Origin of the sequence: Pelotomaculum isophthalicicum JI, assembly GCF_029478095.1 — a bacterium.
Lineage (GTDB): Bacteria > Bacillota > Desulfotomaculia > Desulfotomaculales > Pelotomaculaceae > Pelotomaculum_D > Pelotomaculum_D isophthalicicum.
Genome location: NZ_JAKOAV010000048.1, coordinates 1 through 16,212, shown reverse-complemented (window position 1 = coordinate 16,212; position 16,212 = coordinate 1). Strand labels below are relative to the sequence as shown.

10 protein-coding genes and 1 pseudogene are annotated in these 16,212 nt (G+C 41.1%); 7 read left to right on the top strand and 4 right to left on the bottom strand.

Annotation, left to right across the window (positions count from 1 at the left end):
* Positions 1 to 169 precede the first annotated feature (169 nt).
* The 3 genes and pseudogenes from L7E55_RS16300 to L7E55_RS16290 form a co-directional block, all read left to right on the top strand.
* The gene (locus L7E55_RS16300) at positions 170 to 1,219 is read left to right on the top strand and encodes a sodium ion-translocating decarboxylase subunit beta (RefSeq protein ID WP_277445403.1); all 1,050 of its coding nucleotides are present in this window, start codon (positions 170 to 172) and stop codon (positions 1,217 to 1,219) included.
* Positions 1,220 to 1,624: 405 nt separating this feature from the next.
* A complete protein-coding gene (locus L7E55_RS16295) occupies positions 1,625 to 1,870 on the top strand; it encodes a hypothetical protein (RefSeq protein WP_277445402.1) in 246 nt (81 codons plus the stop codon).
* Between the two features lie 224 nt (positions 1,871 to 2,094).
* A pseudogene (locus L7E55_RS16290) lies at positions 2,095 to 2,409 on the top strand (transposase); the annotation flags it as partial.
* 298 nt (positions 2,410 to 2,707) lie between these two features.
* On the opposite strand, the gene L7E55_RS16285 reads toward L7E55_RS16290, so the two are convergent.
* From L7E55_RS16285 to L7E55_RS16270, 4 genes are all read right to left on the bottom strand, one after another.
* Complete coding sequence (locus L7E55_RS16285) at positions 2,708 to 4,210, bottom strand: SLC13 family permease (RefSeq protein WP_277445401.1); 1,503 nt, start codon at positions 4,208 to 4,210, stop codon at positions 2,708 to 2,710.
* Positions 4,211 to 4,468: 258 nt separating this feature from the next.
* Complete coding sequence (locus L7E55_RS16280) at positions 4,469 to 5,653, bottom strand: phenylacetate--CoA ligase family protein (RefSeq protein WP_277445399.1); 1,185 nt, start codon at positions 5,651 to 5,653, stop codon at positions 4,469 to 4,471.
* A 284-nt stretch (positions 5,654 to 5,937) separates the two neighbouring features.
* The gene (locus L7E55_RS16275; RefSeq protein ID WP_277445398.1) at positions 5,938 to 7,437 is read right to left on the bottom strand and encodes a UbiD family decarboxylase; all 1,500 of its coding nucleotides are present in this window, start codon (positions 7,435 to 7,437) and stop codon (positions 5,938 to 5,940) included.
* A gap of 235 nt (positions 7,438 to 7,672) precedes the next feature.
* A complete protein-coding gene (locus tag L7E55_RS16270; protein ID WP_277445397.1) occupies positions 7,673 to 8,257 on the bottom strand; it encodes a UbiX family flavin prenyltransferase in 585 nt (194 codons plus the stop codon).
* Between the two features lie 1,141 nt (positions 8,258 to 9,398).
* On the opposite strand from L7E55_RS16270, the gene L7E55_RS16265 reads away from it, so the two are divergent.
* The 4 genes from L7E55_RS16265 (at position 9,399) to L7E55_RS16250 (ending at position 15,835) form a co-directional block, all read left to right on the top strand.
* Entirely contained in the window at positions 9,399 to 10,010 is a 612-nt protein-coding gene (locus L7E55_RS16265; protein WP_277445396.1) for a TetR/AcrR family transcriptional regulator, read from the top strand.
* 173 nt (positions 10,011 to 10,183) lie between these two features.
* Entirely contained in the window at positions 10,184 to 11,833 is a 1,650-nt protein-coding gene (locus L7E55_RS16260; protein ID WP_277445395.1) for an FAD-binding protein, read from the top strand.
* A gap of 167 nt (positions 11,834 to 12,000) precedes the next feature.
* Positions 12,001 to 13,755, top strand: coding sequence for an adenine deaminase C-terminal domain-containing protein (locus L7E55_RS16255; protein ID WP_277445394.1), 1,755 nt, complete (start codon positions 12,001 to 12,003; stop codon positions 13,753 to 13,755).
* 334 nt (positions 13,756 to 14,089) lie between these two features.
* The gene (locus L7E55_RS16250; RefSeq protein WP_277445393.1) at positions 14,090 to 15,835 is read left to right on the top strand and encodes an adenine deaminase C-terminal domain-containing protein; all 1,746 of its coding nucleotides are present in this window, start codon (positions 14,090 to 14,092) and stop codon (positions 15,833 to 15,835) included.
* Positions 15,836 to 16,212: the final 377 nt, after the last annotated feature.

Below are 16,212 nucleotides of genomic sequence, written 5' to 3'. Positions count from 1 at the left end.
TGCATTACTGTAAAATCAAACAACCGACAAGCGGTGTCCGGATGCCTCCGGAATCACTGTCCGGATGTTTCCGGAACGGTGTCCGGATGTTCCCGGATTCGCTGTCCGGATAAACCGGAATACGCAGGCAGGCACTGGACTTGTTAACTTTTCAATAGGAAATATAGTCATGATATGTTTCGGTATATTATTTATTTACTTCGGGATTAAAAAGAAGTACGAACCATTTCTTTTAATTCCTCTTGGCATTGGATGTATTCTGGTGAACATACCCGGTACCGGGCTGATGGATAAAGACGGCTTGTTGGGCTTTAACTACATGGGAGTGCAAAAGGTAATATACCCGCCGCTTATTTTCCTGGGTGTTGGAGCTATAACGGATTTTGGCCCGCTGATTGCTAATCCCAGTACAATCATTCTTGGCGCGGCGGCACATATCGGTATCTTTATCGCTCTGTTGGGAGCAAAGATAATTGGTTTCAGCATTGCTGAGGCCGGGGCAATCGGGATAATCGGCGGGGCTGACGGGCCAATGGCCATTTACGTGTCCACCAAACTTGCCCCCCACCTTCTAGGGCAAGTAGCTGTGTCCGCCTATTCATATATGGCGCTGTTGCCGTTAATCCAGCCACCGCTCATGAAATTGCTCATACCGCCAAAAGAACGGGAATGTTTGATGGAGCAGATGCGGCCGGTTTCCCAGAAAGAAAAAATAATTTTCCCGATCTTGATGATACTACTGGTTAATTCATTGCTACCGCCTATCGCACCACTTATCTCGTGCTTAATGCTGGGCAACTTAATCAGAGAATCAATGGTGTTGAATAGAATCGCCAATACTATCGGCGAAACCTTCCTGGACATCGTAACTGTTTTCATAGCTGTTGCCATTGGTTCAACGATGAGCGCGGAAAACTTCGTCAATGTAAAGACACTTGAAATTGTAACCCTTGGTTTGATAGCCTTCTGCACCGGAACCTGCGGCGGCATCCTTTGGGGAAGATTAATGTACAAGATGAGCAAAGGTAAAATTAACCCCTTAATCGGATCGGCGGGTATAGCCGCAGTTCCGATGGCTGCGCGGGTATCACACAAGGTTGGTGTTGAGTGCAACCCGTTTAATTTCTTAATTATGCACGCAATGGGGCCTAATGTGGCCGGTGTGTTGGGTACAGCGGTAGCAGGTGGTATAATGTTAACTTTATTGGGGGTGAAATAAAGGATGGGAATAATAGAAGATACTGTTAACGGCGCCTTTTTTCTGAGTGTGTTTGATTTCATCATGTGTTTTTTCGTACTCTACTTTTTCGGGCTCATCATTAGGGGTCTTAAAAAGTTTGGTTAGTGAAATGCCAGTAAGATGAGCAATAAAAAATTTGCCCTCAAAAAACCATGATATATAAGTAATCTGTAATTTTATAGAGGCATCATGGCCTCTTTTTTTTCAATAACAGTTCAAACGATAAAAACTATTACAATGCTGATGCAATATATCATTTATAAACATAGTCCATGCCATCAATTACAGGCAATAAGTATAACAGCAATAAGAATACGGTTAATGTTATTATGTGTTGATATGTACTTTGCGTTAGAGCTAATAAACTAAAAGGGTGAGGTATTAGTGAGAACGAATAGCAACGGAAAAAAAATCAGTTCACCAATCCCTAAAAAACTATCAATAATATCTAATAAACTAAATAATAAAGTCAAAAAGGGAGATATTTGTCTAATTGCAGAAGCCTTAAAAATGCAGAACCAAATTTTAGAAGATATTATACAAAAAACCAAGGTCTCTTTAGAACAAGTAATCAACACCAATAAAAATCTTATATCAATACTTCAAAACGATCCTGATTCACGAACTTAACAAAACCAGTGTATAAATAATAAAAAGAATCGTGTTGCTGATGACTTGGAAACAAGTTGCAGCAGATTTGAGCGGTATAGCAGGATGGGTATTGACAGTATTGATTGCCTTGGCTTTTTTTAATACTACATTAGAAGTTTCAATACATGCCAGCCTGGCTGGCATTATATAATGGACCCGGAAAATCGGACAGCCAAAAGGCCGATTTAAGATACAATTGAACCATGAGAAAACATTATTCAGATGCCTTCAAAGCCCAGGTTGTATTAGAGCTTTTGAAGGAATAAAAGACAATAGCTCAAATTTCATCAGAGACTGGCGTTCATCCGACTCAGCTCAAAAAGTGGAAAGCAATAGCGATTAGCAAACTGCCAAACATTTTCTCGGACGACCACAAAACAGCCAATAAAGCCACACAGGATGAAAAGAAGATCAACGATCTTTATGCTGAAATTGGCCGCTTGACAACACAATTAACATGGTTGAAAAAAAATCTGGTATCAACACTGACTAAAGGAGAGCGCTTGGCGCTGGTAGAGCCATGTGTTCCTTTACAATGAAGACGATCCATATCCCTCCCGCAAGTAAGGGGAATACCGCGACGATAACAAAGAATACAGCAAGCCTAATTTTCAAACTAAAACCCGATTTTCTCATCCTCATCTTCATTAATAAAATTAACCCCTTTTCATCTTACTAGTATCCAGGATAAGCAACTAGGTTTCGCCTCTCTTTAAAGCTGTTTATTATTTGCTAATTAACATCTTTTAAGGATTGAGGCGAAACCTTAATTATTACACTATTATTTAAATGCATCTATCTCTTTTTAAAAACAAACTACCAAAGGCCAAGCCATTTCCAATACGTATAAGCCGTTATTATCCAAAAGAGCAAATATATCAAGACAAAAGCCCAGCCTGACTTAAGCATATCCTTGACTTCAAAATAACCGCTGCTATACATCACCATATTGCTTGTCATTTGCATTGGCAAAAGATAAGCGGCATGACCGACTGTACCAATAACCATCAGCAATACAGTTTCTGCGCCGGGAATATTCCATCCTTTGGCGGCGGCAACAATTATCGGGGCAATGGGCACGATTAAAGCTATACCAGAGGCTTCCATTGATCTTACAATAGTGCTTACGAAAACAAGTATAGTAAATATCAGTAATATTGGCATAGCATTGGTTAAGTTTAGTACGACTCCGCCGATCCATGCCATGGCGCCGCTTTGCTCCACTAAGTTTCCAAATGCCAGTGCTGAGCCTAGAACCACTAATAAACCCCAAGGGGTGTTGCGGCTAACCTGTTGCCAGGTCACAATGCCAAATAACCATAAAAACCAGCCGACTCCTAAAGCTATCACCGTAGGCCCTAAATGGTGTATAAAGTCGGTAGCCCATAAAATAATAGCTATAGAAATAATAAATAATGTTTGTTTTTCACGAATTGACATTGGGCCTAATCTTTGCAATTCATCTTGCGCCTTTTGCTGACCGCCAGTTGCTATATCGAATTCCGGTTGAAAAAACCAATTCAAATAAAACCAAGCTATAATAGTTAAAATTAAAGCTGTTGGTAAAAACAATATTACAGAGTACCCCCAAGTTAAGTCGAAACCAGTTAATTTTTTTAATAAGGCAGCTACAAAAGGCCATGTTGTAGCTGCCGTTAAAAAAGAAATACCACTAAGTAATATAGCATATAGGTTAGATAAATAAATTAATTTTGCAAACTTGCTTGGTTGCTGGCCAAGTTTAAGGGATTCCTCAACTGGTAATGCTCCTGTTGAGATAACTGTAGCCCGGCAAATAGGCTCCATAAAACCAGCTCGAGCTGTAATGCTCGGCATTAACAAAGATAATGGATACTCTAATAGCATATAAGCTAAAGTCAATATGCGGGGCTTAGCTCCAGCCCGGGCAACTATAAAATAAGCCAAACGATACGCTAAATTGGTTTCGATGGCTGCTGTAGAGAGAATAAATACTCCAAAAATCAACCAGACTGCAGAATCACTGAGACCCGACAGCGCAAACTTCATAGCGTTGGAGCTTGTCATACCACCTACTCCCCAGGTAACCAGGGTAACTAAAGTAATTAATAGGGGACCCGTAATATCAAATGTAACTGCCTCGGACGCCCATATCATGGCAATAAGTAAAAAGACTGCCAATGAAGCCTTGCCATATAAAGTAAGTCCGACAGGAGTTGGTAAGAGCATAATTACAGAAGCAAAAATTACCGCAAATAATAACCAAACTGGTTTTCTGGCACCAGCTAAAAGTGGTTTTTGCAAACCTGATTTCTCAGTAACTGAACTGATAGAATTCATTTATATTTTCACCTCATTATAATTATTGTTATTCTCTGAACTAACCGTTATAGATGTGTTTGCGGAAGGATCCAAAGATATTTTCATCTCAAAGGCTAAAAAACAAATAAAAAGCCCTTGCAAGATTCTACATAGTCATGTTAAATTTAATAGATGTTTGATAACGAGTGTGGAAAAGGGCTCAGCATTTTGCCGTTGGTGAGCCCTTCTCCAACACTCATTTAACACATTTTAAATTAAATCTTCTGAGTTGCCAGTTTATTTATTGCGCAAATCAAGAAGCCTTTTGAATTTAATTCTGCCAGCTGCCGAAGCTTCCTGAGCCAGAGTACCGAACGGCAATAATTCAACGCCATTGCACTTAATTCCCAGAACCTTATTAACATCATCGAGTATTTTTTCTTTAAGTTCGTCCGTAGAGCATTCCCGCACGATTTCCGCTTGTAATTTAATGATGTCCCTGTTATTAACATTATCTACAACCAAACGATATTCACTGCCTAATTCGCTATATTTACGGACTACCGGTTCCACCGATGTCGGATAAATTGCGCTGCCGCGCACCTTGACCATGTCGTCAACGCGGGCCCGTACACTGGCCATTCGCCGGAAAGTCCGTCCGCAAGAGCACGGTTCAGGCATTATTTTCGTAAAGTCACCGATATTGTACCTTACAAGGGGTGATGATTCCTTAAATAATGTTGTCACCGTCAGCAATCCTTCTTTGCCATCGGGCAAGCTATTACCGGTTTCCGGCTCAGTAACTTCAAAATAATAAGCATCCTCATTAATATGAACACCATTCTTAAGCTCACATTCAAAGGTTGGCGCCCCGGTCTCCACACTACCCCAGTTGTCATATGCGGGAAGACCCCATCGTTCTTCAATCCGCTGCCGCATCGCCGGAGGTAAAGGTTCACCGGTGTGAATAAGTCTCTTCACTTGAAAATCTTTCTTTAAATCGTAGCCCATTTTTTCGGCAACGTCGGCAAGATAAAGAGCAAAAGAAGGTGTCATCAACAAACATGTGGCTCCCCAATTTCGGGCTAATGTAACTTGCCGCTCAGTGTTTGTTACTGCCCCGCTGCCAAGCGGGATCACCATGGCCCCTAATTTCATAATCCCTTCAGTGGAAGTAAATCCAGGGATAAATAACGCGTAAGTCAAAGAGACCTGCACCCGATCCTCTGCGGTTATCCCTTGAGCATTTAGCCTCCTGGCCCATAGATTACCGAGTACGTCCCAATCATGCTTGCTTTGAAAAAATGGCTTCGGCATGCCCGTTGTTCCCGTGCTGCTTTGAATGCGACAAGCAGGCAAATCACCTTGAAAAGTGCCAAAAGGGGGATTTTCTTTTAGATCCTTTTCTATTTCCGCCTTATTAATCACAGGCAACTTGCCTATGTCTTCGATTCCCCGAATATCCTCAGGATATAATCCCATTTTTCCCCAAAGGCTCCGGTAAAAAGGAACATGCTCCCAGCAATGTTTAACTAATCTGCGTAAACCCTGGCTCTGGATCTCCCTGATTACCTCATAATTTGCCCGTTCGACAAGCTGACTCTCTGGTGGGGCGGAATATTGCAACTTTGTTAATAGGTGTTTATCCATATTTTAATCAATGGGTATAACCAAAATATTTTTAGCTATACCCATTTTCTTTCTCCCCTTTCATTTTGATATTATATTTCCCAATTCAAGTTAAAAGGTATTTAAGCCCTAAACATTTAATAAATATCTTTCGCTTTAGTCCATTTGGCAAGGCCATAGTCATTCCATTTAGCTATAACCTGCTCAAATGCCTCCCGGTCTGGAACAACTGGGATACTTGTAGGACGGCGGTTTTCGGATGCTATTTTTTTGGTAGCATCAATTACCATCTTCCCGCAATAAGTAAACTCAGTATATCCTGAAACCGGGTCTACATCTGTTCGACCGGAGCCTGCCGGGTTCAAAGGATAAACTCCAACTTTCGGTAAAAGAATTACGTCCTCAGCCGGGTCCATTCTAGTAGCTATGGCCCAGTCAACTTCCTCCGTATTGAAAATATCAATATCCTCATCAACAACCACAACGTAATTAGCAGCCGCAAATCCTTGTCCTGTGGAAATGGCCTGGAGACCAGCCTGCTTACCCCAGCCAGGATAGTGCTTATTAACTTGAACTATCACTTTATAGCCGCGAGATTTATGCGGCGCCCAGAATTCGCGAAAACCTACCACTGTTTTTTTTAATGTGTTGTAGTTATTGGCCTGAATAACAGGCATCCTAATCATTTCCCCCTCGTTATTGGGGTGGCCTAAAATACACGATTGGTAAATTGGCTCACGCCGATGGGTAATTGCTGTTACATGGAACTGCGGCAACATCATCGGTTCTTCATAGTAACCCATCCATTCAGCAAACGTGCCCTCAATTCTTGCATTTTCAGGTTGTATATCTAATTCTCCCTCTATAATAATTTCAGCAGTAGCCGGAACTAATAAATCTACAGTTTTCCCTTTGACCATTTCCACCGGTTCACCTCTAAGGCCGCCTGCAAATTCAAATTCATCATCGAGGAATGAACCCATCTTAGTTGTAGAACAAATATTAATCACCGGGTCCACTCCTAAAGCAATGGCTACCGGGATCGTTTTCATCCCCTTTGCACGAGCCCTTGCAACGTGAATTCCAATATCCTGAGTGGCGCAACACATGACGCCGGTAGTATTTTTGTCATGGATCATCACCCGGTACATACCAGTATTTTGTCTATAACCTGGGGAAATTGGATCCTTAGTAATAATATTGGTTAGTGTAATATAAGGACCGCCATCCAACGGACTCCATTTAAACACAGGGAGCTTGTAGAGATCTACTTCTTCACCAGTAATCACAACCTCCTGGCAGGGAGCGGTTGTAACTACTGTGGGTTTCAGCCATTGGCTTTTATCCTCAAGAAGCTCTGCAACGCGGTTCCGGATAGCTAAAAAGTTTTCTCTAAAAGTTTCCTTGGGTTCTAACCCCAGGCCCATACAATTACGTGCTAAAGTGCCATGCGTATTCATAACGACCGGTATGTCGTAACCTTTTATTTTAAAAAACATCGCCGGCCCCTGGCGATCTGCCAACTCCCACATCAAAGATGATATTTCGAAACCACTTTCTAATTCCACGGAAGACCGTACTAATTCTCCTTTTTTCTCAAGTTCACTTAGAAATTCACGCAAATCTTTATATGCCATTTTAAATCTCCTCCGTTTATTTTTTTTAAGGTTTGACAAATACCAATTGGGTTATTACTTAGAATAATTTTCACTCCTAAAATAATCGGCAAGTGATCAGCTTAAGTCATCCCCCCCGAAAAGTTTTTGCCTTAACCAAACGGCCGGTTGGTTGATTGAATCGTATAGCAATCAAAATGCAATGGTCAATATTGTTATCCTTATCAGTCAAATATTGATAGCCAGTGGTAATAATTCAAGGTTGATTGGAACCATCCTCTCCCCACCGGCGCGTCAGGTTATGAGGTAAACTAAACTGATCCATCACCCGTCCGACCAAGTGATTAACCAAATCGCCAATAGAAGCCGGATGGTTGTAGAAAGCCGGCATGGGCGGGACCAGATATGCCCCGGCCCTGTTCACCGCAAGCATATTCTCGAGGTGAATCCCACTCAATGGGGTCTCACGCGGGACCAGGATTAGTTTCTTTCGTTCCTTCAGCATCACGTCGGCCGCGCGGATAATGAGGTTTTCAGCCAGGCCATGGGCTATTGCCGCCAGCGTTTTCATGCTGCAGGGTATGACAGCCATACCGCTGGTTTGGAATGAACCGCTGGCAATCGGCGCCCCGACATTACGCAGGTCATGGCAACAATGAGCCATTTCGCGTACTGATTCAACTGTGCGATTAGTCTCCAGCGCAATTGTTTTCTCCGCCCAACTGCTCAATATAAGATGGGTTTCCACCCCCGGACATGCCTGTAAAGCCTCTAGTAATCGAACACCGTAAATGGCTCCGGTAGCTCCCGTGATGGCGACAATAATTCGCTGAACATCCATTACTTACACCCTCCTGCCATTATCGTAAAATCCTTTGTCACCCAAAGCATTAGCTGTGAGCACTGGCTATTTCACCTGTTTCGATATTGAGGTTAACACTAACCTACCTGCCGTTTGGTTGGTTGATTATATAACAGAAATTTAATAAGGAAAAGTTCATTTTTCTTGTCAGTTAAATTTTGATGTCCAGTGGTAAAAATTTAAGGTTAAGCTATTCAAATGTATAGACAAACTGATTGGCCATTTATGACTACTCAATCAGAGTTGATTTCAATAAGGTAACGACAGCTTGGCCGCAGCCACGTTGCAAGAACAGCTTGACCTTGAATAATTACCACTGGTTATCAATATTTGACTGATAAGAATAACAATCTTGACCATTATATTTTGAATGCTATATGATTCAATTAGCCAACCGGCCGTTTGGTCGAAGAAAACTTGGGGGGGTGGAATGACTTAAGCTGATTATTTTAGGAGACTAAGCGCTAAGGGATACCATTGAAGATCGGGTTCAGGTCTCTTTGACTTATGCGTTATTTGTTAATAAGGTTCTGGGGGTTATTAACATAACGATGTAAATCTTACAAGGCCTTTTATTTGTTTTTTTTAACAACTTTAATTATAATTATCATCAACTTTAATTATAATTATTATCGCTTGGCTTTATTTGAATCGACGTACGATTATTAGAGTAGCGTAAGCCCCGGGTAACGAATTAATCTCACCGGCTTAATATTTTGCCAATGTAAATGAATGAACAGCAATATGGTAATGCATGGCGGCGGTTATTTTGAAGTTAAGATTATGCCTAAATCAGGGTGGGATTTCATCTTAATATTAGCTCTATTGGATAATAACAGCTTTTTACTTGTCGAAATGGCCAGTCCCGTTGGTAAATTACTTTTAAACAAAGAAATAGATCATATTTATTAGATTATAAAGAGGTATCCCCTCAATGCTCACAGAAATGTTGATAAACTAATAAACGTACAAAAGCGAGGTGACACCTCAGTTATGTATATTTGGGCTAGACATGGTATACTTAGTAGGTAAGGCAATCCAAAAAAACGGTAAGAAACGATAATACGAATACAATTTAACTTTACTTAAACAATTAGTAAAATAAGGGGTGCAGATTGCCATGGATCAAGAAAAAAATCTTATATATGAAGATTTATCAGGCCTTAATAAGCGAGATGAAATTATACGAGTTGCAGCTAAGCTCTTTCGAAATTTAGGTTATATCGAGACTTCGATGAAAGATATTGCTGATAGAGTCGGCATATTAAAAGGTAGTTTGTACTATCATTTTAGCAGTAAAGAGGAATTGCTCAATGAAGTTATAAATAAAGGAATTGATCTGCTTCTTGTTATTGCTCAACAGGTATATAAACAATATGAACAAAATCCACAGGAAAGATTAAAGCAATTGGTTAAACTTCATTTACTACATTTAACAAATAATAATGAGTATCTTGTAATTGCCACCAACCAAACAGATAAACTTACCCTAGAACATCGAGAGAACTACATTGTCAAACGGGATCTTTATGAAAGCCTGTTAAGAGAAACTCTGGAGGAGGGGATTCGGGCTGATCAATTCCCTCCACTTGATATCAAGCTTACGATTTTGGCAATATTAGGTATGTGCAATTGGATAGTTCAATGGTACAAACATGATGGTCCTTATAGCGCCGAATATATCACCGATTATCTCAGCACTCTCATTTGCGACCGGATGTTAGCTAAGTAAGTTGATAGTTATAGCGCAGTGTGCCTTATCACGCCCCTGCCGGCAACAAGATAATTTGATGCCGGCAAGGTGAAATTGAGGTATTTCCGTTAGGTAAAAATGCGCTGGTCATGTGATCGTTTGATCGACTATTATCTTTAAATATATTTTTACAGATAAGAGGAGTGCTAAGCATGGATGTTTTAGAGGTAATAAATACGGATGTCCTGATTATCGGCGGTGGCGGTGCGGGTTTGTGTGCCGCCATTTCATCCAAAAAAGAGGGCGCTGAAGTTTTACTGATTAGTAAGAGCCGTCCGGGACGCTCCAACAATACTGCTATCTCAGGAGGCTCCTTTGCTGCATCAACCGGGCTATGGGATGAACGTGATACACCTGAACAGCATCTTACGGATACACTTGCAGCGGGCAGGTGGATTAACCGGACTAAAATGGTTCGCACCATGACTTCCGGCGCTCAAGAACAGGTGAAAAATTTACTAGGTTATGGTGTTCCACTACAAAAGAAGAACGATAAATTACGGATAATCTCGTTACCCGGCCATTCTACAGCCAGAAATGTAGTCACAGAGAATAGTTTTGGAACGGATTTTACGCTTCCACTGTTTAATTTCGCAAAAAATTTGGGTGTTAATTTTCTGGCTGGCGTATTCGTCGTCCGCCTTTGCCGCAGCGAACTGGGTGACATTGCTGGGGCATTGATTATAGATCCGGTCCGACAAGGACTTATTTTAATTCAGTCTAAAGCTATAGTACTTGCCACTGGCGGTGCTGGACAGATTTATTCCCAAACAAACAACGCTCCCGGCACAACAGGTGATGGCTGTGCCCTAGCCTACCGCCTAGGAGTCCCGCTTACAGATATGGAGTTTGTGCAGTACTACCCTACTTGTTTGCTCGAATCTTCCCTTGTAAAAAAAATGGTTATTTATGAAATATTAGTTTATTGGGGAGGTGCCAGGCTACTCAATAGTCTGGGGGAAAGCATTACTCAGCGGCATAATTTAAAAGACAATTCGAAAATGACCAGGGATGCCTTGACCTTAGCTATTGCAAAAGAGATCAAAGAAGGCAGGGGGATTAATGGTGGTGTTTGGCTGGATCTTTCGACCATCCCGGCAGATAAAATTAAGCATTTTCAAAAATTCATTCCAAAAGGCATAACAGGTAAAGACCGCTTCCTTGTTGCCCCGGTTGCCCATTTTTTTATGGGAGGCATACTAATTAATGAGCGTGGGGAGACGGGAATCGAGGGGTTGTATTCAGCGGGAGAAGTTAACGGTGGCGTGCACGGGGCTAACCGGTTAGGTGGTAACGCGTTGACGGAAGCCTGGGTTTATGGTGATATAACCGGCCGGTTCGCTGCCCAGTACGCCCGAAGCAAGAAAAAAATATTAAGTATTGAAAATCTCCAATCTACAATTAAGGATCTAGAATCTCATACAGAAGGGAAAAAACAGCTTTCAGTGCAAGAAGTACGTAGAGAGTTACAGGATCTGATGTGGGAAAAGGTCGGTGTTATCCGGAATCGTGAAGGACTATCAGGAATGGTCAATGATATCGAAAAACTAAAAGAAAAACTTCCTGATACCGAGGTGAGCGATTACCTGAAATTAATTAACAAATTGGAAACCGAAAATATGCTTTTAGTAGGAGAAGCAGTTGTATTGTCAGCTCTTCTAAGAAAAGAAAGCCGTGGTGCTCATTATCGCGAGGACTTTCCTGATGAAGCTGGGGAGAAATGGATCATAAATACTAATATTGAAGGTAATGAAGGATTTGAAATGTGTGCTTCAATAAAGCCGAAGAAGGAAGATCTATAGTTATATAGTGTGGTTTAGGATAAATAATCCGGGATTGGTCTTCACCAACCCCGGCTACCTACATAGAAATGCTTATGGGACAGCCAGTTTTAAAAGAATAGTCGGCCCATGATAATTTCGATACCAATTCCAATTTATAAAGATGGATCGGCACAGAGGTGGTAAATTTGCCATCAGCAGTAAAAGGTTTTCAAGAATTATTAAACGTGTCTGCAGGAAGACAAGAGGCAAGTTATTATCTTAAGGGTGGTTCATTAATAAACGTGCTGTCCGGCGAAATTTATCTGGCCAATATTGCAATATGGCAAGATAAAATTGCTTACGTTGGCAAAAGTGAAAAAATGGTAGGTGCGAACACCACGGTTGTTGACGCCAGGGGATTCTACCTCTGTCCAGCATTGATAGAACCGCATTGTCACCCATGGGAAATATACAATCCGGTCAACCTGGCGGAAGCTTCTCTATTGCGTGGGATTACTACAATTGTTTGCGATAACCTTTTTTTCTTTGTATATCTTGGAACAAAGGGCTTTTTAAAAATGATGGACTTACTTGATAATTTGCCGGCTAGGATTTATTGGATGGCAAGGGTAATACACCAGTCGCCGGACATAAATGAAGAACACATTTTTTCAATTGCTAATTTAGAAGAGCTTTTTTCCGATCCGCGCATTATTAAAATAGGTGAAATTAACCGCTGGCCACTAATAGTTAAGGGGGATTATTCTCTATTAGAAAAGATAATCCTGGCTAGTGCCAGTCATAAGGGCTTTGAAGGTCATACCGCAGGGTGTTCTTATGATCATTTAAATGTAATTGCCGCAGCAGGTGCCGAATCTTGCCATGAATCGATTACCGCTGAGGATGTAGCCCAGAGGTTAAGATTAGGTTTCTGGACCATGCTGCGGCATAGTTCCCTCCGGCCGGACCTGCCTGAATTGCTGCGGGCAATTACAGAAATGCGTTTGCCTACTAACCGGATGTTATTTACCACTGATGGTTCACGTCCCAGTTTTATTGCCAGGGAAGGACTTATCGACGGAATGTTGCGCATGGCTGTAAGAGCGGGAGTAAATCCCGTTACGGCATTACAAATGTCTACTATAAATCCAGCCACATACCTTGGGGTGGAAAAAGATTTGGGTTCTATTGCCCCTGGCCGACAGGCAGATATTCTATTATTGCCTGATTTGGAAGAATTCACTCCACATATGGTTCTTTCCAAGGGTAAGATAGTGGCTATTGACGGGAAATTATCTGTAGAACTTACAGCACCGGACTGGGGGGAAATGGGTTTTCGTACTGAATTGCCTCGTTCGGATTTGTTAAGCGATCCTTCTTTATATGGGGTACCTTCTAGTGATGAGAAGGTCTTCCCGGTTATTAACTTTGTTTCCGCTGTTATCACTAAACAACAGGACCGTTTGCTTAAGCCGCGTGATGGTTTGTTGGAACGCGAGGACGACTTGCTATATTGTACTCTGATCGACCGATTCGGTAAGTGGGTTACAAACGGCTTTGTTAGCGGCCTTGGTCAATTTGAAGCAATTGCTTCAACCTACAATTCTTCGTATAACTTGCTAGTACTAGGAATGGATCGTTCATCAATGGCTTTAGCTGCCTCCAAGGTAACCGAAATGAACGGTGGAATTGTGTTAGTTAAAAATGGTCATGTATCATTCCGTATGCCACTTAAAATTGGTGGAATGGCAAGCGTACGTTCTTTTTCGATAATTGTCAGTGAAATGAAATACTTAGAAGACGAAGTCAGAAAATGCGGCTACCACTATAATGACTTTTTCTATACTATGTTGTTTTTAGTTTGCGATTTCCTACCTGGATTAAGGATTACCGCTTCGGGAATTATTGATGTAAAAAAACAGCAAATCCTCGTTCCTGCTCAGAAATTACTATTATACTGATGCGATTGTTATTATATAAAATAATTCTTAACTATAAAAAATTTTTTTGTTTATATACCATTAAATAAATACTACTATTAGGTACACTGAAAAAACCATTTGTAGAAAATTAAACAATATTCAGTAATTAGCATGAGCATTTCTTAGCCTTTTTGTAAAAAATAATTGTTGTAATAAATTATCTAGCTAAAATTTTACTGAAATGAAGACACGTTATGGGTATTTGTATATTAGGAAGGCACTTAATATAACCTTACTTAGCTTTCTGCGTGAAGGCATAAAACAATCAGAAAATAGCTGTAGCATAACAAGAATTATGAGACGGGGTGTTAATTTGACAACAGCTAAAGATCTCCAGAAGTTGTTAGACGTGTCTGCAGGAAGACGAGAGGCAGATTATTATATTAAGGGTGGTTCACTGATAAACGTACTATCTGGTGAAATTTATCTGGCCAATATTGCATTATCGCAAGACAAAATTGCTTACGTTGGCGAAAGTGAAAAAATGGTAGGTGCGAACACAACAATTATTGACGCCAGGGGATTCTACCTCTGTCCAGCTCTGATTGAACCACATTCTCACCCGTGGGGAATATACAATCCTGTTAGTCTAACGGAAGCCTCTCTATTGCGTGGGATCACTACAATTGTTTGCGATAACCTTTTTTTCTTTGTATATCTTGGAACAAAGGGCTTTTTAAGGATAGTTAATTCAATGGATAACCTACCGGTTAGGCAATATTGGGTAGCAAGGGCAATACACCAGTCACCGGACATAAATGAAGAAAACATTTTTTCAATTGCTAATTTAAAAGAGCTTTATTCCGACCCGAGTATCATTAAAATAGGCGAAATAACCCGTTGGCCACTAATAGTTGAGGGGGATTATTCTCTATTAGAAAAGATTATCCTGGCTAGTGCCAATCATAAAGGTTTTGAAGGTCATACCGCAGGGTGTTCTTATGATCATTTAAATGTAATTGCCGCGGCAGGTGCCGAATCATGCCATGAATCGATTACCGCTGAGGATGTAGCCCAGAGATTAAGATTAGGCTTCTGGACCATGCTGCGGCATAGTTCCCTCCGGCCGGACCTACCGGAATTGCTCCGGGCAATTACAGAAATGCGTTTGCCTACTAACCGGATGTTATTTACCACTGATGGTTCACGTCCCAGTTTTATTGCCAGGGAAGGACTTATCGACGGAATGTTGCGCATGGCTGTAAGAGCGGGAGTAAATCCCGTTACGGCATTACAAATGTCTACTATAAATCCAGCCACATACCTTGGGGTGGAAAAAGATTTGGGTTCTATTGCCCCTGGCCGACAGGCAGATATTCTATTATTGCCTGATTTGGAAGAATTCACTCCACATATGGTTCTTTCCAAGGGTAAGATAGTGGCTATTGACGGGAAATTATCTGTAGAACTTACAGCACCGGACTGGGGGGAAATGGGTTTTCGTACTGAATTGCCTCGTTCGGATTTGTTAAGCGATCCTTCTTTATATGGGGTACCTTCTAGTGATGAGAAGGTCTTCCCGGTTATTAACTTTGTTTCTGCTGTTATCACTAAACAACAGGACCGTTTGCTTAAGCCGCGTAATGGCTTGTTGGAACGCGAGGACGACTTGCTATATTGTACTCTGATCGACCGATTCGGTAAGTGGGTTACAAACGGCTTTGTTAGCGGCCTTGGTCAATTTGAAGCAATTGCTTCTACTTATAATACTTCGTTTAACCTAATTGTTTTGGGTAGGGATCGTTCATCCATGGCACGCGCTGCCTCTGAGGCGACCAAAATGAATGGTGGAATTGTATTAATTGAAAATGGTCAAGTATCATTTCTTATGCCACTTAAAATCGGTGGAATGGCAAGCGACCGTTCTTTTTCGACGGTTGTCACTGAAATGAAATATTTGGAATACAAAGCCAGAGAGTATGGTTACCATTATAACGATTTTTTCTCTACATTGTTATTCTTGGTTTGCGATTTCCTGCCCGGATTAAGGATTACCGCCTCAGGAATTATTGATATAAAAAAACAGCAGGTCATTGTACCAGCCCAGAAATTATTATAACACGGTCAACGCAGATCCTTTCTGACTTATCTCCTCTAATAAACAAGTTAGTATTTTTTATAAATTAGACCTCCATGCCGTAAAAGTGGCTCTAGCTTCATTATTAAATAAAGTAAGTGAATCTTCGATACCTGCATTTATGATTTGACTTAGAGAAATTATTTAAAGTGCTGCAAGGAGGGAATAAGACTTTGGGGGAGGGAATAAATTGGTTGAGCAAGTGATTTATACTGCGGGTGTTGGGAAATGCTGTTGCTTCTCACGTAATTTGACGGTGGGATTCTCACCGTCAATGGCGTGAGAGTTGTTTTGCCAATCAGCCAAGCAAGTGAGAAATGTAACGCCACTCACATGGACCGCATATGCCATTCATTGTG